This window comes from Bradyrhizobium sp. USDA 4501, from assembly GCF_054062115.1.
This window is the reverse complement of record NZ_JBSSEX010000001.1, coordinates 6,667,578-6,690,730: the sequence shown is the minus strand read 5'-3', so window position 1 is coordinate 6,690,730 and position 23,153 is coordinate 6,667,578. Positions and strand designations below refer to the sequence as shown.

At 65.3% G+C, this 23,153-nt stretch carries 19 protein-coding genes and 2 pseudogenes; 8 read left to right on the top strand and 13 right to left on the bottom strand.

Features of this window, described 5'->3' with window-relative positions; translation table 11 throughout:
- Window positions 1-6 precede the first annotated feature (6 nt).
- The 8 genes from ACVWZM_RS30785 to ACVWZM_RS30750 all read right to left on the bottom strand — a co-directional run bounded on the left by ACVWZM_RS30785 (window position 7) and on the right by ACVWZM_RS30750 (window position 9,263).
- The gene (locus tag ACVWZM_RS30785) at window positions 7-1,047 is read right to left on the bottom strand and encodes a 2-hydroxyacid dehydrogenase (RefSeq protein WP_076823817.1); all 1,041 of its coding nucleotides are present in this window, start codon (window positions 1,045-1,047) and stop codon (window positions 7-9) included.
- Window positions 1,040-2,620 (bottom strand): FGGY-family carbohydrate kinase, encoded by a 1,581-nt coding sequence (locus tag ACVWZM_RS30780; RefSeq protein WP_076823813.1) that lies wholly within the window; start codon window positions 2,618-2,620, stop codon window positions 1,040-1,042. The genes ACVWZM_RS30785 and ACVWZM_RS30780 overlap by 8 nt, the downstream gene beginning before the upstream one ends.
- 2 nt (window positions 2,621-2,622) lie before the next feature.
- Window positions 2,623-3,738, bottom strand: coding sequence for an ABC transporter ATP-binding protein (locus ACVWZM_RS30775; protein ID WP_371852070.1), 1,116 nt, complete (start codon window positions 3,736-3,738; stop codon window positions 2,623-2,625).
- Window positions 3,739-3,750: 12 nt separating this feature from the next.
- A complete protein-coding gene (locus ACVWZM_RS30770) occupies window positions 3,751-4,854 on the bottom strand; it encodes an ABC transporter ATP-binding protein (RefSeq protein WP_076823807.1) in 1,104 nt (367 codons plus the stop codon).
- A 4-nt stretch (window positions 4,855-4,858) separates the two neighbouring features.
- The gene (locus ACVWZM_RS30765) at window positions 4,859-5,716 is read right to left on the bottom strand and encodes a carbohydrate ABC transporter permease (protein WP_018273209.1); all 858 of its coding nucleotides are present in this window, start codon (window positions 5,714-5,716) and stop codon (window positions 4,859-4,861) included.
- A gap of 14 nt (window positions 5,717-5,730) precedes the next feature.
- On the bottom strand, window positions 5,731-6,660 hold the full coding sequence (locus ACVWZM_RS30760) for a carbohydrate ABC transporter permease (RefSeq protein WP_194295301.1): 930 nt from the start codon (window positions 6,658-6,660) through the stop codon (window positions 5,731-5,733).
- Between the two features lie 117 nt (window positions 6,661-6,777).
- Window positions 6,778-8,217 carry an extracellular solute-binding protein gene (locus tag ACVWZM_RS30755; protein WP_057021038.1) on the bottom strand — a complete coding sequence of 480 codons (1,440 nt, stop codon included), beginning with the start codon at window positions 8,215-8,217 and terminating at the stop codon, window positions 6,778-6,780.
- A 29-nt stretch (window positions 8,218-8,246) separates the two neighbouring features.
- Window positions 8,247-9,263 carry a sugar-binding transcriptional regulator gene (locus ACVWZM_RS30750; protein ID WP_076823802.1) on the bottom strand — a complete coding sequence of 339 codons (1,017 nt, stop codon included), beginning with the start codon at window positions 9,261-9,263 and terminating at the stop codon, window positions 8,247-8,249.
- Window positions 9,264-9,397: 134 nt separating this feature from the next.
- On the opposite strand from ACVWZM_RS30750, the pseudogene ACVWZM_RS30745 reads away from it, so the two are divergent.
- Window positions 9,398-10,660 (top strand): annotated as a pseudogene (locus ACVWZM_RS30745) (FGGY-family carbohydrate kinase); the annotation flags it as partial.
- Window positions 10,661-10,663: 3 nt separating this feature from the next.
- Here the strand turns inward: ACVWZM_RS30745 and ilvA are convergent.
- The 5 genes and pseudogenes from ilvA to ACVWZM_RS30720 all read right to left on the bottom strand — a co-directional run.
- Window positions 10,664-11,953 (bottom strand): annotated as a pseudogene (ilvA, locus tag ACVWZM_RS30740) (threonine ammonia-lyase, biosynthetic); the annotation flags it as partial.
- 330 nt (window positions 11,954-12,283) lie between these two features.
- Complete coding sequence (locus ACVWZM_RS30735) at window positions 12,284-13,474, bottom strand: M24 family metallopeptidase (protein ID WP_076823791.1); 1,191 nt, start codon at window positions 13,472-13,474, stop codon at window positions 12,284-12,286.
- A gap of 18 nt (window positions 13,475-13,492) precedes the next feature.
- Entirely contained in the window at window positions 13,493-14,911 is a 1,419-nt protein-coding gene (locus tag ACVWZM_RS30730) for an MFS transporter (RefSeq protein WP_076823789.1), read from the bottom strand.
- 18 nt (window positions 14,912-14,929) lie between these two features.
- A complete protein-coding gene (locus ACVWZM_RS30725) occupies window positions 14,930-15,721 on the bottom strand; it encodes an alpha/beta fold hydrolase (RefSeq protein WP_076823786.1) in 792 nt (263 codons plus the stop codon).
- A gap of 11 nt (window positions 15,722-15,732) precedes the next feature.
- Window positions 15,733-17,352, bottom strand: coding sequence for an FAD-dependent monooxygenase (locus ACVWZM_RS30720; RefSeq protein ID WP_076823783.1), 1,620 nt, complete (start codon window positions 17,350-17,352; stop codon window positions 15,733-15,735).
- Window positions 17,353-17,463: 111 nt separating this feature from the next.
- Between ACVWZM_RS30720 and ACVWZM_RS30715 the strand changes: the two genes are divergently transcribed.
- From ACVWZM_RS30715 to ACVWZM_RS30685, 7 genes are all read left to right on the top strand, one after another.
- Window positions 17,464-18,360, top strand: coding sequence for a LysR family transcriptional regulator (locus tag ACVWZM_RS30715; protein ID WP_076823781.1), 897 nt, complete (start codon window positions 17,464-17,466; stop codon window positions 18,358-18,360).
- 241 nt (window positions 18,361-18,601) lie between these two features.
- Window positions 18,602-19,975, top strand: coding sequence for an aromatic ring-hydroxylating oxygenase subunit alpha (locus ACVWZM_RS30710; RefSeq protein ID WP_076823778.1), 1,374 nt, complete (start codon window positions 18,602-18,604; stop codon window positions 19,973-19,975).
- Window positions 19,975-20,490 carry an aromatic-ring-hydroxylating dioxygenase subunit beta gene (locus ACVWZM_RS30705; RefSeq protein WP_076823774.1) on the top strand — a complete coding sequence of 172 codons (516 nt, stop codon included), beginning with the start codon at window positions 19,975-19,977 and terminating at the stop codon, window positions 20,488-20,490. Before ACVWZM_RS30710 ends, ACVWZM_RS30705 begins: the two co-directional genes overlap by 1 nt.
- Before the next feature lie 8 nt (window positions 20,491-20,498).
- Entirely contained in the window at window positions 20,499-20,825 is a 327-nt protein-coding gene (locus ACVWZM_RS30700) for a non-heme iron oxygenase ferredoxin subunit (protein ID WP_076823771.1), read from the top strand.
- 37 nt (window positions 20,826-20,862) lie between these two features.
- Window positions 20,863-22,176: an MFS transporter gene (locus ACVWZM_RS30695; protein WP_057021050.1), complete on the top strand. Its 1,314-nt coding sequence runs from the start codon at window positions 20,863-20,865 to the stop codon at window positions 22,174-22,176.
- A 77-nt stretch (window positions 22,177-22,253) separates the two neighbouring features.
- On the top strand, window positions 22,254-22,766 hold the full coding sequence (locus ACVWZM_RS30690) for a MarR family winged helix-turn-helix transcriptional regulator (protein WP_076823768.1): 513 nt from the start codon (window positions 22,254-22,256) through the stop codon (window positions 22,764-22,766).
- 95 nt (window positions 22,767-22,861) lie between these two features.
- Window positions 22,862-23,143 carry a hypothetical protein gene (locus ACVWZM_RS30685; RefSeq protein WP_057021052.1) on the top strand — a complete coding sequence of 94 codons (282 nt, stop codon included), beginning with the start codon at window positions 22,862-22,864 and terminating at the stop codon, window positions 23,141-23,143.
- The last annotated feature ends 10 nt before the right edge of the window (window positions 23,144-23,153 follow it).

Below are 23,153 nucleotides of genomic sequence, written 5' to 3'. Positions count from 1 at the left end.
TTCTCTTCAGCACGGATTGCGTGGCGGCTCGCCGGCCAGGAAGCGACGAACCTCTTCGGCCGCCTGTCCGGCGGCCACGGTGACGGTACGCACGGAGGCGCCGGCGATGTGCGGCGTCAGCGTGACGTTGGGAAGTCGCAGCAGCGGCCAGTCCGCCGGAACCGGCTCGACCGCGAAGGTGTCGAGCATGGCGCCGCCGAGATGCCCCGATGCCAGCGCATCATGCAGCGCTTCGTAGTCGACCAGCGGACCGCGCGCGGTGTTGATCAGGAACGCGCCCGGCTTGATCCGTGCCAGCGCCTCGCGCCCGATGAAACGGGTGGTCTCCGGCGTCACCCGGGCGTGCAGCGTGACGACGTCGGCGCGGCCGAGCAATTCGCCGAGCGCGACATGCTCGACGCCGTCATTGCGGTCCTGCGCGCTGAGCTGGACATAGGGGTCGGCGACCAGGATCTTGCAGCCGAATGCCTTCAGCAGCTTGACCACGCGGCTGCCGATCGCGCCGTAGCCGACAATGCCGACCGTCATCTCGCCGAGCTCGCGCCCGGTGCGATCGGCGCGATAGAGATCGCCGCGCCATTCCCCGCCTCGCAGCGCCTCGTGACCACTGCGGATCAGGCGTGTCTCGGCCAGAATGGCGCCGATCGTGAACTCCGCGACCGCACCCGCATTGCGGCCGGGCGTATTGACCACCAGCACGTTGTGGTCGCGCGCCGCCTGCATGTCGATGTTGACCGGGCCGCCCCGCGACACCGCGATGAACTTCAGCTTCGGCAGCCGCTCCAGCATCGACCGCGAGATCGGCGCCAGATGGGTGACGAGCAGTTCGGCATCGCCGATGAAGCCGATGATCTCGTCGGGCTGCCCCATGAATTCCTTCAAGCCATCGAGCTTCGAGCCGGCGTAACCGTGTTCCATCGGCTCGTCCGGCCAGGGCTGCTCCAGGGTGCGAATGTCGAGGCCATCGCCGCAGGCTGACCGGATGTGCTCGGCGAACACCGAGGGCAGCATGAAGCGGTCGCCGACAATGGCGATGGACTTAGACATGATCGCCTCCGGCGCGCAGCGCAGCGAGTTGCTTCCAGACCGGCCGCGACGCCAGCCTTGCCTCGAGATAGGTCGGGAAGATGCTGGCATAGCGCTTCGCCAGCGCAGCGTCCGGCGATTGCGGCGCACTTAGATGCGGCGCGACCCACTGCTCGGCGCAGGCGCGCATGTCGGGATAGGCATCGATCGCGACCGCCGCGATCATCGCAGCGCCCGCGGCGCCGGCCTCGGCGCGGCTGCAGATCCGGACGTCGCAATCCAGCGCGGCCCCGAGGATGGCGCCAAGCGCACGGCTCTTCGCCGCGCCGCCTGTGATCCTGACATCGCGCGGCAGCGACCCCATCGCCGTGTAACAATCCCGTGCGGCGAAGGCCAGGCCCTCCATCACGCCGCGCATCAGGTCGCCATAGCGGTGGCGCGACCGCAAGCCGAAGAATTGCGCGCTGGCCTCATGCGCGACGAACGGACCACGCTCGCCGGCATCGGAGATGAACGGGTGGAACAGCACCTCGCCGGGCCTCGCCCGCAGCACCTGATCGTCGAGCCGGCGGATCAGTTCGGCGCGCGTGCGCGTCACGCCTTCCGCCGCCAGCATGTCGCAGGCGAGATCGAGCATCCAGTCAATGTTCAGCGTCGCCGCCATGTTGGACTGCATTTGGGCATAATGACCGGGCACGGGGAACGGCATGGTATAGCCGGTTGCCTCCCGATTCAGTGTCACCGCGTCGGCGCTCGGTACCAGCCGCATATGCATGCCGGTCGACCCGATGATGGTGCAGCCGACATCGGGTGACGGATCGTAGAGCCCGGCGCCGAGCGCATTGCAGATCACGTCCACATAGCCGAGGCAGACCGGCACACCTTCCGGCAGGCCGATCTCGATGGCGGCGGCCGCGGTCAGCGGATGCGTCATGACCGCGCCGTCAACGACCGGCGGGAACAGGCGCGTCAGGTCGGCGATACCGATCAACCGCGCGGTCTCTGCGTCGAATGCTCGCTTGCGGAAATCGCCGCAGGAGAACGTGGCTTCCGACGGATCGGTTGCGCGTTCACCGGTGAGCAGGAAATAAAGCCAGTCCTTGCAGTGGAAGGCCGTGGTCGCGCCGGCGATCGTGTCGGGCATGTGGGCCTGCAGCCACGCCAGTTGCGGCCCTTGCTGGCAGGCATTGAGCCCGGAGCCGGTTCGACGGTAAAGGATCGCGTTGTGCTCGCCGCCGCGAATCGCCTCGACCAGCCGCCCGGCGCGCGAGTCGAGCCACAGCAGCGCCGGCGCGACCGGCCGGCCGTCGTCATCGATCAGCCAGGTGCCGTCGCCCTGCCCGGTCACCGCGACGGCCGCGATCCGCGCCGACAGGTCAGGCACGGACTTCGCCAGCGCACGAATGACCGCGACCGTATCGCTCCAGGTCTGCGCCATGTCCTGCTCGACATGGCCGCCGGCCAGGCTGCTGTACGCATTCGGCCGCGAGACATCTGCGAGTTGCTCGCCGGTCAGCGTGAACGCCACCGCCTTGATCAGGGAGGTGCCGGCGTCAATGCCGATGATAACGTCGCGGCTGGCCGAAGCGGTCATCGTCACGCTCCCTCCGCATGGCGAATGTAGGTTCCGTCGCTGCCAAAGATGTGCAGGTGACGCGGCTCCAGCGCAAACGAGATGATCTCTCCCGGCCGCGCGGCGACACGGCCCGGTATGACCGCGATCAGCATGCGGCCACCGCAATCGCCGGCGACATGCGATTGATCGCCGAGCCACTGGTTGGAGACGACCTTGACCCTGACGTCACCGGTCCCGACCACGATCTTCTGCGGACGAATGCCGATCCGCACCTGCGGCGTGGCCGCGAGCGTCTTCGCCGCCTCAACGTCGAGTCCGGCGCCGGCGATATCGAAACCCATGTCGGTTCCGACCGACAGACGGAAGCCACCATCGGACCGCGTCACCTCGGCGTCGAGCAGGTTCATCGGCGGCTCGCCGATGAAGCTTGCAACGAACAGATTGGCCGGTCGGCCCTTCAGCTCCTTCTCGCTGGCGAACTGCTGCAGCAGGCCGCCTTCCATGACAGCGATGCGGTCGGCCAGCGCACTCGCTTCGGTCTGGTCGTGGGTGACGAAGATCGCGGTCATGCCGCGCTCGGCAAGCAGGCTCTTGATCCGGCCGCGCAGCACCGCGCGCAGCTGCGGTTCGAGCTGCCCCATTGGCTCATCGAGCAGATAGAGATCGGCGTCGCGCACCAGCGCCCGCGCCAGCGACACGCGCTGCTGCTGGCCGCCTGAGATCGCGCGCGGATAGCTGTCGAGGATGTCCTCGATCTCGACCAGACGGGCGATCTCGCCGACGCGACGCGTCACCTCGGCTCGCGGCAACTGGGCAGATTTCAGCGCGAACGCGATGTTCTCGCGGACCGTGAGCGGCGGATAGAGCGAGTAGCCCTCGAACGCCATCGCGACCTTGCGCCGCGCCGGCGGCAGCTCGTGGATCCGCCGCCCGCCGAGCGCGATCGATCCGGCGGAGACGTCCTCGAAGCCTGCGATCATGCGCAATGTCGAGGTCTTGCCGCAGCCCGACGATCCCAGCAGTGCGACGATCTCGCCTTTTTCGACCGCCATGTCGAGCGCGCGCACCGCGTGCACCGGCTCCTTGCCGCGGCTGCGATAGACCTTGTCGATGCCCCGAAGCTCGAGCATGTCCATGACCATTCGCTCCTATGCCGCCTTGAGCCGGTGCGACGCCCCGATCCGCAGCCCGGTGGCGCGATCGAACAGCATCGCGGCGTCGGGCGCAAAGCGAACGAAAATAGCATCGTCAGCCGCGCCTTGCGGCGCATCCGGCGGTAGCGCCGCCAGCCACTCCGTGCCGTCGGCAAGACGGAGCAGCAGCACCGCCTTCTCGTGCATCGGCGTGATCGCGAGAATGCGCGCCGGGATGGCGTCGTCGGTGGATGCAGACGAGACCACGAGATCCTCAGGCCGGACGCCCAGCCAACATGCACCGGCAGGTGCTGCGCCATCGGCCGCGCCGAGCCGGATCCTGGCGCCGGCGATGTCAGCCGACAGCATGCCGTGCTCCGCTACTGGCGAGACTTCCGCGAGGTTGACGGTCGGATCGCCGAACAGGCGCGCGACCGCGACCGATGCGGGTTGGGCATAGATATCGGCAGGCGTCGCGACCTGCGCGAGCCGGCCGTCGATCAAGACCGCGATGCGGTCGGCGATCGCCATCGCCTCGCGATAGTCCTGGGTGACGTAGAGCACGGCGGCGGTGCCACGCCGCAGCAGGTTCGGGAGCTCGAGCCGCATCTCGTAGCGCAGCTTGGCGTCGACATTGCGCAGCGGATCATCCAGCAGCAGCACATCCGGATTGCCGATCAGCGCCCGCGCCAGCGCCGTGCGCTGCTTCTGTCCGTTCGACAATTCGCGCGGCGCGTGACCGAGCACGTGCTCGATCTTGAGCAGCCTGCTGATCGCGGCAACGCGGACGGCGACATCGCCGCCGCCGGCCCTGGCGCGCAGGCCGCTTGCGATATTGTCGCGGGCGGTCATGTGCGGGAACAAGGCAAAGTTCTGGAATGCCATGCCGATCCCGCGCCGCTCGGGCGGAGCACCGACGACCGAGCGGCCGCCGACCAGGATGTCGCCGTCGTCGGGCTCGAACATGCCCGCGATCATGCGCAGCAGCACGGTCTTGCCGCTGCCGGACGGTCCGAACACCGCCACGATCTCGCCTGGCTCGACCGCCAGCGACAATCCGTCGGCGGGCCGTGCCGCACCGAATGCTTTGCTCACCGAGTTGATCTCGAGACGCGCCATTGGATCAGCCTTTCACCGCGCCGAGCGAGAGACCCTCGACCAGGTAGCGCTGTGCATAGAGCGCGAGCAACAGGGTCGGCGTCACCGACAGCACGATCGCCGCCGCGATCTGGCCGTACTGAATACCTGACGCGGTGACGAAGGCGAGCGCGCCGACCGTCACCGGCTGCTTGTCGGCGGAGGCCAGGATCAGCGCGAAGACGAAATTGTTCCAGCAGAAGATGAACGACAGCAGCCCCGCCGCGGCGATCCCCGGCCCCGCCAGCGGCACCGCGATCCTGGTGAAGGCCTCGCGCCAGGAATGCCCGGCCAGTCGGTAGGCATGCTCGATATCAGGGCTGATATCCTCGAAATAGCCGCGCACGATCCACAGGATCAGCGGCAGCGCGATCAACTGATAGACCCAGACGATCCCGAAATAGGTGTCGTTCAGTCCGAGCTCCTGGTAGTACAGCGACAGCGGCAGCAGCACGAGCAGCGGCGGCGCAAAGCGGAACGACAGCAGCGTGAAGGCGATGCTCTCGCCGAGGCGGAATTTGAAGCGCGCAAAGGCGTAGGCCGCCGGCACGCCGAGCAGCAGCGCCAGCAGCACCGCCGCGCTCGACAGCACGACGCTGTTGAAGAGGTTGCGCATGAAGGAGATCTGCAGATTGCCGGCCGCGGTGCGCAGCTGGCCGGAGATCAGCGCCTCGTAATTGGCAAGCGTCGGCTCGAACAGGATCCGCGGCGGGATCCGCAGGATCTGCTCGTTGGTCTGGAACGACATCAGGAAGATCCAGACGATCGGAAACATGAAGAAAATCAGGATCAGCGTGAGCGCCACGCCGCGGAAGATGCGACCGGCAAGGCTGGAATGTTCCATCGCGCCCCTCCCCGTCACGCGTGGCCGTGCGCACGCTCGCGCAACCGCAACCAGTTCTTGATGAAGATATTCGACAGGATGTTGGTGATCAGCCAGAGGATCATCAACAGCGCCGCCGATCTGCCGACATTGGTGTACTGGAAGAATTCCAGATAGGCCTGCACCTGGAATACCATCAGCCGGTCACCCGGCCCGCCCTGCGTCATCGCATAGATGATGTCGAACTGCTGGATCGAATCGAGCAGCCGGAACAGCGACGCCGTGATGATGTAGGGCGCCAGCATCGGCAGCGTGATGCGGAAGAACACGAAGCTCGCCGGCACGCCGTCGAGTGCAGCGGCTTCGAACGGCTGCCGCGGCAGCGAGCGCAGCCCCGCCAGCAGCAGGATCATGATGAAGGGCGTGTAGACCCAGACATCGACCAGCACGACCGTGAACAGCGCACTCGATGGATCGGAGGCCCATTTGAAATCGGTGACGCCGAACAGGCCGACCAGATAGGACAGGATGCCGAAGCTCGGATTGGTCATCAGCTTCCACATCAGCGCGGCGATCGCCGGCGCCGTCATCAGCGGCAGCAGCAGCATGATCGACACTGCGTTGTGGAAGCGGGTCGGCCGGCGCAGCAGCAGCGCGATGCCAAGACCGAGCAGCAGCTCGAGCACGACCGTGACCACAGTATAGGTGATCGAGACGCGGAACGTATTCCAGAACGCCGGGTCGGACAGGAAGTCGATGTAGTTTCCGACGCCGATGAAGCCGCGCAGATGAGGCAGGTTCAGCCGGTAGCGCTGCAGCGAGTAGACCGCCGCGGTCACGAACGGAACCAGGATCGCCACGCAGACGAGCAGCGCCGGCAGGCTGAGCAGATAGGGCAAGAGGCGCACGCGCGGCCTTGGTTTGGCCGGCGCTGCCTGCGCGTTCGTCTGGAGGAGTTGGACCATGCTCATGATGATAAGAGATCGCGTTCGGCTGGCAAACGCCGCCGGCTCGGATGGGACAAGGGTCCGAGCCGGCGGATGGGTGCGGTGCGGGGGATCAGGCACCGCACAGTTGATCCGTCAGCCGAGACCGGCCTGCTTGAGCTGGCGGTTGATGCTGTCGGCGAGCTTGTCGAGCCCTTCGTCGACGCTGACCTCCTTGGCCACCATCTTCTGCAGCGAAGCGGCCCATTCCGTCGTCAGGTCGAAGAACAGCGGCTGCGCCGTGAAGTAGATCTTGGCGCCGGGCGACGACATGTCGTGCTGCTCGAGATAGCCGGGATAGGATTTCGCGATGCGGTCGCGGAATTCGCTGTCCTTCCACACCGATGCACGCACCGGATTGACGAAGTCCATCTTGCGCGCGCCGAACAGATCGTGCTCGACGGATGCCGCCCACTGCATGAACAGCCAGGCCGCCTCCTTCTGCTTGGAGAAGCTCGACATCGCGAGCGACCAGATCCAGACGTTCGGGGTCGGCGCCTTGGCGGCCGGATTGGCCGCGAACGGCGCATAGCCAAGATGCCCCTTCTCCTTGTTGTCGCCGCCGTTCATGAAGTAGCCGAGGATGTCGGCGTCGAAGATCATGCCCGAGGCGCCGGCGCCGAGATCGGTGCCGACCTGGTACCAAGTGTAGGTCGACCAGTTTTTCGGGCCCGAGGTCTGGATCATCTTGACCCATTTGTCGTGGAAATCCTTCGAGGCCTTGGTGTTCATCGCGGCCTTCAGCTTGCCGCCCTCCATCACGAAATCCTTCTGGCCGAAGTTCGAATAGGCAGACAGGAAACCGGGATGGATGGTCGCCCAGGAGCGCGAGCCGCGCACGCCGACGCCGTAGGGACCGCCGGCGTCCTTGGTGATCTTGGCCGCGACCTCCAGCATCTCGTCGAGGTTCTTCGGCGGCTTGACGCCGACCTTGTCGAAGACGTTGCGGTTGTAGGTGATGTTGTTGAGCTCATAGCCCCAGGGGATGCACCACTGCTTGGCCTTGCCCGTGCCGAGCTCGGAGCCGGCGACGCCGTCCCACGCGGTCGAGGCGCGCAGGCCCGGAAGCACGTCGTCCCAGGCGAAGGCCGGATTGGTCTTGGCGGGGTCCTTGATGTAGGTGTTGAGGTCTTCGATCCAGCCCGCCGGACCATAGGTCCAGGTCATGTAGGCGCCGGTCATGAAGGCATCGTACTGGTCCGACTTCGACGACAGCGCCGCCGTCACCTTGTCGAAATAGACGTCCTCCGGGAAGATGTCGTAGGTGACGTTCATGCCGGTGAGCGTCTTGAACGCCTCGATGTCGCCGATCATCGCGTCGACATAGGGGTGCTTGTTGAGCAGCAGCTTGACGCTCTTGCCGCTCTGGGCCTTCCAGTTGAAGTCGGCGGCCATCGCCTTCGACATGGAGGAGGCGAAAGCGGCGTTGGCGGCGATCCCCGCGATGCCGAGCTTGGCGGCGCCGTCCAGGAGATCGCGGCGGCTGATGCGTTTGGCAGCGTAGGAGTCGAACAGATTCTTCTCGCGATCGAACATGTATTTCCTCTCCTTGTTGACGCTTTGTTTTATGTGTCCTTCCGGGTCTTGCTTCTTGTCTTGCCGGATGTGGTCTCCGGCTTGTCGGTGGCGAGCGCCTTTGCGGTCGCTTCGTCGATGATGAGGCCGTGCAGAACGCCGCTGCGCAGCACGCCGCGCAGCGCGGTCACCTTGGCCGGCCCGCCGGCGATGGCGACGATCCGGTGCTTCCTGAGGTCGGGCATGCTCATGGAGGTAGCGCGGGCCGACAGATCGGTGTCCAGCACCGTTCCGTCGGCGCTGAAGAAATGCCCGAGCAGGTCCGCGCAGGCGCCGACACGCTTCAGCTCGACGACCTCGTCGGGCTTGATCATGCCGCTCGACACCAGGAAGCCGTCACGGCTGACCTGGCCGATGCCGACGAACAGCAGCGAGGCCTTGCGCGCCAGCGCGAAAACGTCGGCGATGCCGAATTGCTGCATCAGCACGGCGCGGTCGGCGACCGAATTGGCGAACACCGGCACCGGCAGCAGATAGGCTTCCGCGCCGGTGCGCTCGGCGAGCTTGTGAATCACATCGAACGGATTGGCGGCAAATTTCCGCGTCAGTCCGCCGAGCAGCGACACGAATTGCGCGTCGCGCGCCGGCGTCTGCGGCATCTGCTCCACGACCGCCGCGAGCGTGCGGCCATGGCCGAAGCCGATCACCTTGTCCTGGCCGCGCTCCAGGATCTGGCGCAGGAAGCTCGCGCCTTCCAGCGCCAGCGCCTTCAGCGGCAGATCGCCCTCGCCGAGATCAGGCGCGACGCGGCAGAACGAGAGGCCGAAGCGCTGCGCGAGATCGTTCTCGAGCGCGACGCATTCGGCGACCGGCCCCTCGACGAACACGCGGATCATGCCCTCGCGGCTGGCGCGTGCGATCAGGCGATGCGCCTTGGTGCTCTGGATGTTGAGGCGGTCGGCGACCTCGGACTGGGTGAGCCCCGCCGCGAAATACAGCCACGCTGCGCGCGTCGCGAGCGACGCCTCGCCGTCGATCACCGGCAGCCTGTCGGGCGGGGGTGCCATATCAGGAAAAGTCCGCTTGCAAATTTCTTCACGTACTGCAAAAAATTGCAGAGGCCGAACGGGGCGTCAATCCCCCAAACGTGCTGCAGCGCAACCAACGTCGTCGCGCGCGCACCAGAGAGCGATGAGGTCGCATGGGAGGTCTGTATCTCGGCATCGACGTCGGAACCGGCGGCGTGCGCGCTTGTGCAATCGATGCGCAGGCCGCCATCCGCGGCTTTGCGTCCGTCGCGCTGGCTGCACCGCGCGTCGACGGCAACGCCATCGACCAGACACCAGAGCTGTGGTGGCAGGCCGCGACGGCGGCCATCCGCAAGCTCGGCGAGACCGTCGCTCTCGGCGACGTCACGCGCATCGTCGTCGACGGCACGTCGGGCACGCTGTTGCTGGTCGACGCCACCGGCCGCCCCTGCTCGCCGGGGCTGATGTACAATGATGCCCGCGCCACGCGTGAGGCGACGCGCGTCGCGGCGGTCGCCCCGCGCGAGAGCGGCGCGCATGGCGCGAGCAGCGCGCTCGCCAAGCTGCTCTATCTGCAGAATGACGGCTATGTCGGCGATGCGCGCCACGCCGTTCACCAGGCGGACTGGATCGCCGGCCGGCTCGCGAACCATCACGGCATCAGCGACGAGAACAACGCGCTGAAGCTCGGCTACGACCCGGTCGCGCGCGCCTGGCCATCCTGGCTCGAACAGCTCGGCGTGCGCGACGATCTGCTCCCCGAAGTGCTGGTGCCGGGGACGCCATTTTCCGAGATGGATCCGCAGATCGCGCGGTCGCTAGGACTGCCGCTCACGGCGCAGGTCTCCGCCGGCACCACCGATGGCGTTGCGGCCTTCATCGCGACGCGCGCCGACCAGCCGGGCGATGCCGTCACCTCGCTCGGCACGACGCTGGTGGTGAAGCAGCTTGCGACCCAGCCGATCTTCGCGGCCGACCAAGGCGTCTATTCGCACCGGCTCGGCGAGCGCTGGCTTGCCGGCGGTGCCTCGAACTCCGGCGGCGCGGCGTTGCTGGTGCATTTCACCGCCGCCGAGATGGAGCGGCTGACACCGCAGCTGACGCCGGACCAGCCGACCGGGCTCGACTACTATCCGCTGCCAAAGCCCGGCGAACGCTTTCCGATCGCCGATCCAGCGTTGGCCGCGCGGGTCACGCCGCGTCCTGCGGAAGATTGCCGCTTCTTCCAGGGTCTGCTCGAGGGCATCGCGTCGGTGGAAGCCCTCGCCTACCGCCAGTTGGCGCGGCTCGGTGCGCCGCGCCTGCGCCGCGTCATCGCCATCGGCGGCGGCGCGAAGAACGACGCCTGGACCAGCATCCGGCACCGCGTTCTCGGCGTTCCCGTCTCGGTCGCCGAGCAGACCGAAGCAAGCTACGGCGCCGCGCTGCTCGCGCTGAACCTCGTCCTTGAGCAGCGGAGCGCGACCGCCCACCATGTAGCGCACATGGTCCTTGGCCATCTCGTTCTCGCTCAAATCGAGGATCGGATAGCCTTCGCGCCGAAGCAGCTCCATGACCTCCCGCTTCTCGGCCTCGCCGCGGCTCAGCGCGATGCCGACAAACAGTTGCGCCGGCGCGGTGGTCTCGGCAAAGCGGTAGTTGAATTCCGTGATCGCGCGCGAGCCGAGGATGCGGATGAAGTGCCGATAGCTGCCCGGCTTCTCCGGCACGGTCACGGCAAGCAGCGCCTCGCGATGTTCGCCGACCTCGGCGCGGTCGGCAATGGTGCGCAGCCGGTCGAAATTCAGATTGGCCCCGCTGTTGACGGCAATCAGGCTTCCGTCGCTGAGTGCGCCGCGCTCGGCGTAGGCCTTGAGGCCGGCGAGCGCCAATGCGCCGGACGGTTCGGCAACCGATCGCACGTCGTCGAAGATATCCTTGATGGCGGCGCACATGGCATCGGTGTCCACCGTGACGACCTCGTCGAGCAGGTCGCGGCAGAGCCGGAAGGTCTCGGTTCCCACCTTGCGGACGGCGACGCCGTCGGCGAATAGTCCGACCTGATCCAGCGCGACGACGTTGCCCTTGGCGAGCGCGGCCGCCATCGACGCAGCGTCCGCCGGCTCGACGCCGACGACCTTGATCGAGGGGTTGAGGAATTTCACGAAGGCGGCCACGCCGGCCGCCAGTCCGCCTCCGCCGATCGGCACGAAGATCGCCTCGATCGGATCGGGATGCTGGCGCAGGATCTCCATCCCGACCGTTCCCTGGCCGGCGATCACATCGGGATCGTCGAACGGATGCACAAAGGTCAAGCCACGCGCAGCCTCGATCTCCCTGGCCTTGGTTTGCGCGTCGTCGAACGTATCGCCATGCAGGACAACGTCACCGCCCAAGCGCCGGACGGCCTCGACCTTGATAGCGGGCGTCGTCCTCGGCATCACGATCGTCGCCGGAATGCCGAGCTTGCGCGCCGACAGCGCCACGCCCTGCGCATGATTGCCGGCCGACGCGCAGATCACGCCCTGTCTTCGCTGCGCGTCCGGCAACCTGACGATCTTGTTGTAGGCGCCGCGAAGCTTGAACGAGAAGATCGGCTGGAAGTCTTCCCGCTTCAGCAACACGTTACGCGACAATCGCTCCGAAAGCCGCGGCATGGGATCGAGCGGCGTCTCGACCGCCACGTCGTAGACACGGGCGGTCAGGATGCTTTGGGCGTAGTCACGAAGTGCGTCGGCGGCAGCGGTCATCGGGTCGCTTCTGTCGATGGGGAGGCAATCGATATCGGTTGCACCTTACCATCGTCGGCGCCGACCCGGCGAGCGGACGGCACGGAGCCGCCGCTGCATCCAGTTCGAAGCATCGCATGAGGGGAGGCTGGCGTGAAGCAAAGACCGCCGCTGCCAAAATATCGAAAACAACCCCATGCACAGTAGCCGGCGGCGGCCAGACTCGACCGAGCCACTTGACACGTCGGGCAACTCAGGGGTACATTTCTAGTATTCCGAATATTGCCAAACGCCTCCAGCGCTGCGGCTGAATCCGTGGCTTAGCCAAAATACCGCCCTGCACTGACCGCTTCAGGCCATGGGACGGGCCGAATTCCACCCCCTGCCATGGTCACCGGGCGCTTCCCAGCCCGATTCGGAGACGATCAGCGTGTCCTCGAGCTTGATGTAGCCGCGCGTTGGATGCAGCAGTGCGGTCTCGATCGAGATCACCATTCCGCGTTCGAGCGGCCGGTCGGCGTCGTACGGCGCGTAAGGAACCGGGCCGTTCGCGGTCAGGCGCGGCGCTTCGTGACTGACGAGCCCAATGCCGTGTGCGGTGAAGTCGAGCACGGCGCGATGCGGCGAGGCTTTGACGGCCGCCTCGCCCGCCGCGATGATGTCGCCACCCATGGCGCCCGGCCGGATCGCGCGCCGGGCCAACTGCTGGACGTCCTCGATTTCCTGTAGCAACTCGCGCAGCTCGCTGTCAGGTTCACCCAGGATGCCCATGCGGCTGAGGTCACCGATGTAGCCCCGGTAGTTTCCGCCGGAATCGATCGAGATCACGTCGCCTTGCACGAGACGCTGGCTGGAAGGCGCGCGGTTATGGCTCTTGCCCGCGGCAATCAGGCAATATTCGAAGACCAGATCGCGCTCCTGCTCCTCGCGGCGCAGATGGGCGACGACGTCGTGCTTGGTCATGCCCGGTGCGCAGCCACTGAACGTGGCCATCATCGCGTCGACGACCCGTTCGGAAGCCTCTCTGATGAGGTCCAGTTCGGCGGGAGACTTTACGGCACGCAGACGTTCCAGCGTGAAATGGACCTCGCGGAACTCGACGTCGCCAAGGCCGGCATGCAGATGATCCCTGGCATCGGCCGGCAGGAAGCCTGCCTCGATGCCGATGCGCCTGGCGGAGCCAGCGAGCTTCCTCACATGATCGATGACGAGGCCGATCGCATCGATCGTTCCCCACGCCTCCGCCTTGACAATCGGCGTCCATATCCGTCCGAGCGCGTGCTCGAACTTTTCCATGCGGTTGCCGATGTAGGCGGAATTTTCCGGGTGTCCTTTCTGATAGACGAACACCGGCAGATAGCGGCTGGTGCCGATTGCCTCCATGACGTCGAAGAAGAAGAAGCGATATCCACCGAGCAGATACTGCACATTGTGACGCGAGGTGACGATCAGGACGTCGAGCCCCGCTTCATCCATCAGCCGATCGAGCTTTGCAGTATCGAACGGCGCCGCCGTTGCGATCGTGTCGAAAGCGTTGTCCATGGTATGACCTTTCGTCTTTCACTGTCCCGCGGCCGGTTTTGCGGCCAGCGATTTCGGTGCGGCGCTCGCGCTCGCGTTTTCGCCAAACAGAACCACCGGGCGCCCGTGCGGCTCGACGCCGAGGAACGTAAAGGCAAGGCCGATCAGGAGGCCCGCGCCGGCAAGAAAGCAGAACGCCGGCGTCACCGCCGCGGCGGTCGCACTTGGATGCACGAGATTATCCGCGCCGGCGATCAAGGCGAGACACAGGGGACCTACGATCTTGCCGATCCCATTCGAGAGCTGGGCAAGGCCGACTGCGCGTCCCGAGAGCTGAACCGGGAAGATTTCCGCCGGATAGGGTCCGATGTTCGAAAATCCGCCATCGAAGAACACGGCGCCGACGATCAGGAAGACCAGGAACAACGGTACCGAGCCGGCAAAGTCGTTGTGAAAATAGGCGGCGAGCGCCAGCGACGCCGCGGTGCCGTAGCCCATCAACTGACCACAGGGCTTGCGGCCGATCCGATGGGCGAGGAAGGCGAAGCCGGTTCGGCCGAGCACGCCGGCGAGGCTGACATAGATGAACATCTTTGCCGCATCCTGGGGCGCGACGCCGAGCAGAAGCGCCACGATCGTCGGCCCCCACAGGAACACACCGTAATTCGCCGTGCTGGCGCCGAACCAGATCAGGACCGTCAGCCAGAAGCGCCGCTGCTCGGCAAAGAGATCGGCAAATGTCGCCGGGCTCGCCGGCGGCAGCGCAGGCAGCACGAAGGACTCGCCACCGACCCGGTAGAGTTTCCGGATGCTCGCCTGCGCCTCGCGCACGCGGCCCTTGCTGATGAGCCAGCGCGGCGATTCCGGCATGATGATCATGGTCAGAATTCCGAGGAGGATCGGCAGGAAGCCGACCGCCGCCAATCCGCGCCAGCCGACCAGCGGCAGCAGGAAGCTCGCCGTCACCGATGCCGACAGCACGCCAAAGGCGACCGGGACGACCACGAGACTCGTGACCAGCGTGCGATGGCGGGTCGGTGCGAATTCGACGATGGCAGGAACCGCCGCCGCCGCGCCGGCGGCAAGGCCGAAGCCGACGAAGAAGCGCAGGATCGCAAACGCAACCCAGCCGTCTTCCGGAATGAACGCGATCGCACCCGAGGTCAGGCCGCAGAGCAGAACGCCGGATATCGCCAGCGGCTTGCGCCCGAAACGATCCGCGAGGACGCCCGCGACGAACGCCCCCAGCATCGCCCCCATGCCGGCGCTCATCAGCATGATCGAGGTCTGCCCGAACGTCAGGTGCCATTTCGGCGCCAGCACCGAGACCAGAAATCCGACCACAAAGAAATCGAAGAAATCGACCACGCCGGTGACGGCGAAGATGATGATCGATAGCCAATAGCGCGTCGTTACCGGCGCTTCGTCGAACGGCACTGCGCTCGTTTGCTCCGCCATGGTCTCCCCCTGTTGTTGTCAAGCCGCCTTCTTGTTTGAATTCAGAAATGCCGTCACCGCCTCCGCCACCCGCTCGGGGGCCTGGATCGACGCGACATGGCCGACGCCTGCGATGGTCCTCGTCTCGACGCGCGCAAGATCGCGGGCGAGCGCAAATGTTTCGACATTCGGGATCAGCCGGTCATCACCGCCCGCCAGCAAGAGCGTCGGGCGATCGAAGCCGGTCAGATCGGCGGCGACAGGCTGCGCAAGCAAGGCGGCGCGGCGCGCCTTCTGTCCCTCGTCGCGGCTCGAGCCGCGGAAGATCTCGATCAGCTCGGGCCTCGTGCGCAGGTATGCCGGCGGAAAGAAGAATTCGGAAATCTTCGACGCATTGGCGATGGTATCCGCGCGCCAGGAAGCGAGCTTGCGGAACACATCCGCATTGACGTCGAGTGGACTTCTGTTGACCTTCCAGGTGCTGCTCAGGATCAGGCGGTCGATGCGATCGGGATGACGGGCCGCCAGCACCTGCGCGATCTGCCCACCCAGCGAGGTTCCGAAGACATGGGCACGATCGTAACCGAGCCCTCCGACCAAGGCCGCGGCGTCGTCGGCCAAATCGGCCAGCGAATAGGACGACGGAGGGTTTCGGGTGGCACCGGAGTCGCGCTGGTCATAGGCGATCACCGTGAAGTTCGCCGCAAGGACAGGCGCAAGGCCGTCGAACATTGCATGATCGGCCTCGCCGCCATGCAGCAGCACGATCGGCTCGCCGCGCCCGGTTTTCTCAAACGCCGTGACGATGCCGTTGGACTCGAACGATTGCATCGGGGTCCCCGCTAATGCAGCAGCGTTGAAAGCGCGCCGGCCAATTCCTTCGCCGGATCCGACGGCAGCCACGGCATTCGCCAGGCCACGTGGCCATCGGGGCGCACCAGCACGGCGCCGCGCATGCCCAGTTGGAATCCGTCCGCCGGATCGGCCGACGGCAACTGTTTCAGCGACAGCGGCAAGGCGGTCTTCTCCGACACCTGCTTCCCCGCCTCCAGCCACTCGCCGCCGAGCGGCCCCGTGACGACGGTGAACTGCTTGTCGAACCAGTCGAGCGTCGATTTCTTGCGCGAAGGTTCGAGCCACATATGCGGAAATCGCGCGCCGGGACGATCCGTCGGCGTGTAGTAGCGGGAGTTCAAGGCCTTCGCGACGGTGCCATCGGGGATCACCGCGCCCTCCTCGTAATTGTGGCCGAGGTTCTGCCCGATGCTGTGCAGGTGATTGTCCATGTCGTTGATCCAGAACCTGATCCGGTCCGGATCGCGCGATCGCACGGCGTCGTCGGTCAGCCCGAATCTCAGCCGATTGCCGTAGCTGAAATTGGCATTGGATTGCGCGATCGGACGTCGCTCGCTGGAATAGCTGTCGAGCAGCTTTTCGTTCGCAAAGCCCTTCAGCACGAAGGCCAGTTTCCACGCGAGGTTATGCGCGTCCTGAACGCCGGAGTTCAGGCCGAAACCGCCGGTCGGCGGAAAGCGGTGTGCGCAGTCGCCGACCAGAAACACCCGGCCCTTTCGAAAGGTCTCGGCCACCTGCATGCTGACCCGCCAGATCGAGCAGTTCAAAAGCGTGACATCGAGATCGGGAATGCCGACATGGCCGCGCGCGATCTCGATGAACTCCTGGTCGGTCCAAGGCCGCTCGCGATCGTCCTTGGTCAGGCCGATTTGCGTCACGGTCAGCCAGCGATCCCGGCCATTGGTGTTCAGGATGCCGGCGCGCGGCAGGTCGGGCTTGTCCGGGACGATGATGAAGCCGGCGGCCTCGCGCGCGATCGGCAGCCGCGACAGATCGGCACGCCAATACTCGTTCGACATCACCGCAAGCGTCGAGGGCCCGACCATCTCGATCCCGGCGCTGCGCCGCGTCTGGCTGCCCGCGCCATCGGCGGCGATCAGGTAAGTCGCCATCCATCGCGTCACCTCGCCGGTCTTTTCGCAACGTGTCGTGACGTTGACGCCGCTGTTGGTCTCCTCGAACGATTCACAGGACGTGTTGAACAGCACCGTGGCGTGTTTGGACTTTTCGACCACCCGCAGGATTTCCTCCTCGACGGCGTCCTGGGCGACCAGGCTCTTCCAGGCGGGCGTATGGCCGACATTCGGTTCGGGCCGGGTGCGGCCGAACTCGTGTCCCGCGATGCTGTCGAGGAACACGAACATGTCGGAATTGTCCTGCAGGCCGCGGTCGCGGATCGCCTGCTCGATTCCCCATTGCCGGAAGATCTCCATGGTGCGGACCCAGCAGCCGCGCGACTTGGGATGATCCGTCGTCGTCGGGCTCTTCTCGACCACCACGCAGTCGATGCCGAAGCGATCGAGCAGCAGCGACATCGCAAGGCCGACCGGCCCGCCGCCGGCAATGAATACAGACGTCTGGCGTGCCTCATCGGTGGCGATGCCCATCCTCGTCTCTCCTCCGTTTGATCGTTGCGAGAAGACTGCTCCATTTTTTTGGTATCTCACAAGAATATGTTTGATATGGTATCCATCTCGATTTGAGATGGAGTGCCAGTCATGGACCTGCGGCAGATCCGCTATTTCGTCGCCGTCGCCGAGCGTGGCGGCTTTGCCGCCGCAGCGAGCACGCTGAACGTCGCCCAGTCGGCACTCAGCCGCCACGTCAAGGAACTCGAGGACGAATTGGGCGGCGCCTTGCTCGAACGCGGCGCGCGCGGTGTCTCGGTCACGGAATCCGGCAAGGTGCTGCTCGCGCGGGGGCGCTGGCTGCTCGGCACAATCGACGACATCAAGGCCGAGGTGCGCACGGAAAACCGCGAGCCCAGCGGTACGGTGCGGATCGGCGCGCCGCCGAGCCTCGGCGATATCCTCTACCCGCCGCTGGCCCAGGCCTTCGTGACGCAGTTTCCACGCGTGCGACTCGAACTGAGCGAGGGCCTGACCGAAAACGCGTCCGAACGCCTGCTGCGCGGTGAGCTCGATCTGGCGATCGTGACGACGCCGTCGCCCAACGACCATCTCGACTATGAAACGCTGGTCGTCGAGCAGGTGTTCCTGATCGGACCGTCGCGCGATCCGCTGCTGAAGCGCGGCCGGCTGACCCGCAAGGAATTCGACGCCTTGCCGTCCGCGGTGGCCCCGCTCAGCCGCAACCCATTCCCGTCGACCATGCTCTGCGCGGTGCGGGTCGATAACAGCACACCGATGAAACGCATGGTGGCATCTGGCCTCGGCTACGCGCTGCTGCCCTTCTCCGGCATTCACCAGGAGGTGGTTGCCGGCGTGCTGTCGGCGGCGCTGTTGCCGTGGATGCGCGCCGAACGCGTGCTGGCGCTGCCGCGCGGACGACCCGTGAGCCGGGCCACGCGTGAAGCGATTGCGGCGCTGAAGAAAATCTGCCGCGCCCTGATCGACGCGGGAATTATCCTGACCGCGCCGGCGCGCAAGAGCTAAACCCGCCGCTCCACGCAAGCGGTCTGCTCATTCATCGCTGCCCGACGCACGGGCCGTATCCGTTGCGTCCGGCTGCAGCTTCCGATCGACCAATCCGTCTTGACCATGGTTGTCATGACAACTATAGAGTCATTCCAAGATTGGCGATCAAGCCGGCTGTTCCCGCCGTGAAAAGACGCGAGCCGTGAGCGGCTCTGCGGGCGACTTTTCGCGGCCGGCGGTTAGTCGAAGGGAGGACGTTATGAACGCTGCTTCGCAGACCCATGCGGCAAGGCTGAGCGAGATTTCCCGGCTCATCGACGACCGCCCCGGCGAACGCATCTTTGAAGTCGATCGCCGGATCTTCACCGATCCGGACGTGTTCGACGCCGAGCTGCGATATATCTTCGAAGCCACGTGGAATTTCATCGGCCTGGAATCCCAGGTCGCTCGTCCCAACGATTTCGTCACCACCCATATCGGCCGGCATCCCATTCTGGTGATGCGGAGCACTGAGGGCAAAGTCGGCGCCTTCCTCAACACCTGCCGGCATCGCGGAACGATCGTCTGCCCGTTCAAGCAGGGCCGGCAGAAATTCCATGTCTGCCGCTATCACGGCTGGGCCTACGACTCGGGCGGACGCAACATCTCCGTGACGGAGGAAGCGAGCGGGCAGTATCCGCCGTCCTTCTCGAACAGCAATCACGACCTTCTTCCGGTCGCGCGGCTGGGCTCGTATCGCGGATTCCTGTTCGCGAGCCTCTCCGCCGACGTTCCGCCGCTGGAGGAATTTCTCGGCGACACCCGCGCGTTCCTCGACCTCATCATCGATCAGAGCGACAGCGGTGAGGTCGAATTCGTGCCGGGCGCCAGCACCTACACGTTCGATGGAAACTGGAAGCTGCAGTTCGAGAACGGTCTCGACTACTATCACTTCGCGACCACACACAGCTCCTACGTCGATATCCTGAAGAAGCGCAATGCAAGCGCCGGACCGGATGCCGGATTCACCGCGGAGCCGGAAGGCGAGCAGGAAGGGCAAGGCAGCTTCAGCTTCGATTACGGTCACGCCGTCAACTGGTCGATCAAGCGCACGCAGCTCTATGGCCGGCCGCTCGGCATGGATCCGGCGCGTCTCGACGCGGTGCGGCAGCGCGTCGGCAGCACCCGCGCCAAATGGATGCTGCGCCAGCGCAACCTCACGATTTTTCCGAACCTGCAGGTCATCGACATCCTGTCGGCGCAGGTGCGAACCTGGCGGCCGCTGGCACCCGACAAGACCGAGATGGTGTCGCATTGCCTTGCTCCGGTCGGCGAAAGTGCCGCGGCGCGCACGCTTCGCATTCGCAACTACGAAGACTTCTTCAATGCCTCCGGGCTGGCAAGCTCGGACGACAACGTCATGTACGAATTCTGCCAGACCGGCTATGACGCGACGACCGCCGCGCCCACGCAAGGTTATCTGCGCGGCATCGCGGAGGTCGGCCACGGCGAGAGCGCGCACACGCGCGAGCTCGGCATCACCCCTTCCGAATGGTCGTTCGGCCCCACCAGCTTCGGCGGCGAGACGAATTTCCATCCCGGGTATCGCGAGTGGCGCAGGCTGCTGCAGCACGCTGCCGGGGAGACGGCGTGATGGCGGCCGACGCAATCAAGCAAACCGATGCCCGCGCGGTCGCAGCCGCGGTCATCTTTCGCGAGGCCCGCCTGCTCGACACCGGCGAATGGGCCGACTGGGTCGCGATGTACAGCGAGGATGCCGTCTATTGGGTGCCGGCCTGGCTCGACGAGTACACCACCACCAATGATCCCGACACGCAGGTCTCGTTGCTCTACCACGATGCGCGGCGCGGACTGGAAGAGCGGATCGCGCGCATCGAGTCGCGCAAATCGATCACCGCGCTGCCGCTGCCGCGCACCGTGCACCAGATCTCGAACCTGGAAGCGTGGGAAACCGGCGCCGATCAGATCACCTGCCATTCGGTGTTCTCGGTCCACGTCTACGACCCGCGCATGGCCAAGGAACATCTGCGGCACGGGCGCTACGAGCACACGCTGCGGCGTGACGGCGAGACCTGGAAGATCGCGCGCAAGGTCATCACGCTGGTCAACGACCGCGTCCCGACCGTGCTCGATTTCTACAGCATTTGAGAGGGCACATGACGGACGATCAGGGAACCTGGCACGAAGCGGCCGCACTCAGCGCGCTGAACGAAGGCGAGCCGTACGGCATCGAAATCGGCCGCCACCACATCGCGCTCTATCGCGTCGGCAATGAGTACTACGCCACGAGCAACATTTGCACGCATGCGGAGGCGCTGCTGTCCGACGGCATTCTGGACGGCTGCGAGATCGAATGCCCGCTGCATATGGGCCGCTTCGACATCAGGACCGGCGAGGCGCTGACCAGCCCGGTCGAGATCGACATCCGGACCTATCCGGTCCGCGTGGCGGGCGACAGGCTCGAAGTCTGCCTGCCCGCATAAGACGACCATCAAAAATCAAGAATCGGGGGAAACAGGGATGACCGAAGTCGTGATGGACAAGGCGGCGATGACGACCGCCGATCCCCAGATCGAACGCACCACAATCCGCAAGGTCGCGCTGCGCCTGATGTGGTTCGTCATGGCGATGTATTTCCTCGCCATTCTCGACCGCGGAAACATCTCCTTTGCCGCGCTGCAGATGAACAAGGAGCTCGGGCTCAATGCCGAGAAGTTCGGCATCGCGGTCGGCATCATGTACTTCACCTATTCCATCTTCGAGATCCCGAGCAATCTCATCCTCAGCAAATACGGCGCGCGCGTCACGCTGACGCGGATCGCGATCCTGTGGGGCATCGCCACGATGCTGATGGCATTCACGCAGGGCCCGCTCAGCCTCTATGCATTCCGCGGCTTCCTCGGATTTGCCGAGTCCGGCCTGTTTCCCGGGGTGATGCTGCTGCTGAGCCTCTGGTTTCCATTCAGCTACCGCGCCCGCTACAACGCGATGTTCAACTATGCGGTGCCGATCTCCTATATCTTCGCCTCGCTGATCTCCGGCGCGATCCTCGAGCTGAACGGGGTGTTCGGCATCTCGGGTTGGAAATGGCTGTTCATCCTCGAAGGCCTGCCGCCCGTCATTCTCGGGATCGTCGGCATCTTCTATCTGACCGACCGCCCGCAGCAGGCGAGCTGGCTGTCGACGGCGCAGCGCAACTGGCTGACCAGCGCGCTGGAGCGCGACGCCAAGGCGACCGGGGTGGTGCATGCCGAAGGCGTGCTCAGGACCATCACCAAGCCGATGGTGCTGCTGTTCGGCCTGTGCAATTTCGGCCTGTTCTGCGGCCTGGCTTCGCTGTTTCCCTGGCTGCCGCAAATCATCAAGTCGTTCGGGCTGCCGAATTCACAGGTCGGTTTCGTGACCGCGATCCCGCCCGTCGCCGGCCTGATCGGCATGATCGCGTTGTCGCGGCACTCCGACCATGTCGGTGAGCGCTTCTATTATGCGGCCATGACCTTCGTGATCGCAGCGGCCGGCTTCGCGATGGCGGCCTTTTCAACATCGCCGGTCTGGATCATCATCGGATTCATGGTTGCCAATGTCGGTGTCTATGGTACGCAGGCCGTGTTCTGGACTATTCCCCAGTCCTACATGTCGCGGCAGAGCGCGCCGGGCGCGATCGGCCTGGTCAGCACCATCGGCAGCATCGGAGGCGCCACCATCCCGATCGTGATCGGACGCGCCAAGGACGCCTCGGGCAGTTTCACCACCGGATTCCTCGTGGTAACAGGCGTTCTCCTGGTCGCGGCGGCGTTGGTCCTGATCGCGCGCACTCAACTCGTGAAAGAATGAAGAGCCGGACTGGCGCAAACCGCAACAGAGCCCCTGACCCGCGCCGCGCCGCGCAAGGGAACACGGGCTCGGAGCTGGTGATCGATTTCGAACGTTACGTGCCCACGGTGCTGTCCAGCCTGGTCGCGAAGTTGCGCGCCAATGCCAATGCCTTCTTCCCGCAAGCCTACGGCGTATCGCTCGCGGAATGGCGGGTGCTGTCCTTTCTCAGGGAGCATGAACCGGCAAGCGCCTACGACATCTGGACCAATGCGCAACTGGACAAGGCCGTCGTCAGCCGCGAGACGGCCTCGCTGAAGAAAAAGGGCCTGATCGAGCTGACGCCGGTGCGAGGCAGCGCCCGGAACCGGACCGAGATCCGGCTGACATCGCAGGGCGTGGCGCTGCTCGACCGCAGTCTGGATGAAATCCTGCGCCGGCACAGCAACCTCACGGCCGGTCTCGACGCCAAGGCGCTGGAGAGCTTCTTCCGGGTCGTGGCGCATATCGAGCACCGCATCCCCCACATGGCCGACCAGACCTCGAACGCCGTGCCGGCCCATGCGCCGGTCAAACGCATTGCGAAACGGAGGCCGCCGACCGGCGCCTAGCGACACTTGTCCGGTGAGGAACCCCGCGTAATTTATGTTTCAGTAAGCAAGTTGTAGCTAGGATCGATCAGTGAGTTGCGTATGGGAGACTTCCAGTGATCGACTTTGACGAACTTCGTAGTATCGCCGCGGATGTTCGTATCTTTATCGACGCGTCGGAAGACAAGGGTGGCGCCTTGAAGGCCATCATCGAGGCCTACGACGTCGTTCTGGGGATTTTCCCGGCCGGCCAGGGAATGGATCTTCACGTGGTCAAGGGCAACGAGGTCCTCAATCACATCGCGCAGACCCAGGCATCGTCGGGCTTTACCCACACCGCCATCGCATTCCAGACCCGTGAGCAGGCTGTTGCGCTTCAGCAACTGATGGCCGCCTAGCCACCGGCGT

Bases quoted from the DNA above. Each gene is read 5' to 3' on its own strand.
- ACVWZM_RS30775 (WP_371852070.1), bottom strand. From the start codon at position 3,738: ATGGACATGCTCGAGCTTCGGGGCATCGACAAGGTCTATCGCAGCCGC.
- ACVWZM_RS30785 (WP_076823817.1), bottom strand. From the start codon at position 1,047: ATGTCTAAGTCCATCGCCATTGTCGGCGACCGCTTCATGCTGCCCTCG.
- ACVWZM_RS30710 (WP_076823778.1), top strand. From the start codon at position 18,602: ATGAACGCTGCTTCGCAGACCCATGCGGCAAGGCTGAGCGAGATTTCC.
- ACVWZM_RS30765 (WP_018273209.1), bottom strand. From the start codon at position 5,716: ATGGAACATTCCAGCCTTGCCGGTCGCATCTTCCGCGGCGTGGCGCTC.
- ACVWZM_RS30720 (WP_076823783.1), bottom strand. From the start codon at position 17,352: ATGGGCATCGCCACCGATGAGGCACGCCAGACGTCTGTATTCATTGCC.
- ACVWZM_RS30750 (WP_076823802.1), bottom strand. From the start codon at position 9,263: ATGGCACCCCCGCCCGACAGGCTGCCGGTGATCGACGGCGAGGCGTCG.
- ACVWZM_RS30705 (WP_076823774.1), top strand. From the start codon at position 19,975: ATGGCGGCCGACGCAATCAAGCAAACCGATGCCCGCGCGGTCGCAGCC.
- ACVWZM_RS30760 (WP_194295301.1), bottom strand. From the start codon at position 6,660: ATGGTCCAACTCCTCCAGACGAACGCGCAGGCAGCGCCGGCCAAACCA.
- ACVWZM_RS30735 (WP_076823791.1), bottom strand. From the start codon at position 13,474: ATGGACAACGCTTTCGACACGATCGCAACGGCGGCGCCGTTCGATACT.
- ACVWZM_RS30780 (WP_076823813.1), bottom strand. From the start codon at position 2,620: ATGACCGCTTCGGCCAGCCGCGACGTTATCATCGGCATTGACGCCGGC.
- ACVWZM_RS30700 (WP_076823771.1), top strand. From the start codon at position 20,499: ATGACGGACGATCAGGGAACCTGGCACGAAGCGGCCGCACTCAGCGCG.
- ACVWZM_RS30695 (WP_057021050.1), top strand. From the start codon at position 20,863: ATGACCGAAGTCGTGATGGACAAGGCGGCGATGACGACCGCCGATCCC.
- ACVWZM_RS30725 (WP_076823786.1), bottom strand. From the start codon at position 15,721: ATGCAATCGTTCGAGTCCAACGGCATCGTCACGGCGTTTGAGAAAACC.
- ACVWZM_RS30755 (WP_057021038.1), bottom strand. From the start codon at position 8,217: ATGTTCGATCGCGAGAAGAATCTGTTCGACTCCTACGCTGCCAAACGC.
- ACVWZM_RS30770 (WP_076823807.1), bottom strand. From the start codon at position 4,854: ATGGCGCGTCTCGAGATCAACTCGGTGAGCAAAGCATTCGGTGCGGCA.
- ACVWZM_RS30715 (WP_076823781.1), top strand. From the start codon at position 17,464: ATGGACCTGCGGCAGATCCGCTATTTCGTCGCCGTCGCCGAGCGTGGC.
- ACVWZM_RS30730 (WP_076823789.1), bottom strand. From the start codon at position 14,911: ATGGCGGAGCAAACGAGCGCAGTGCCGTTCGACGAAGCGCCGGTAACG.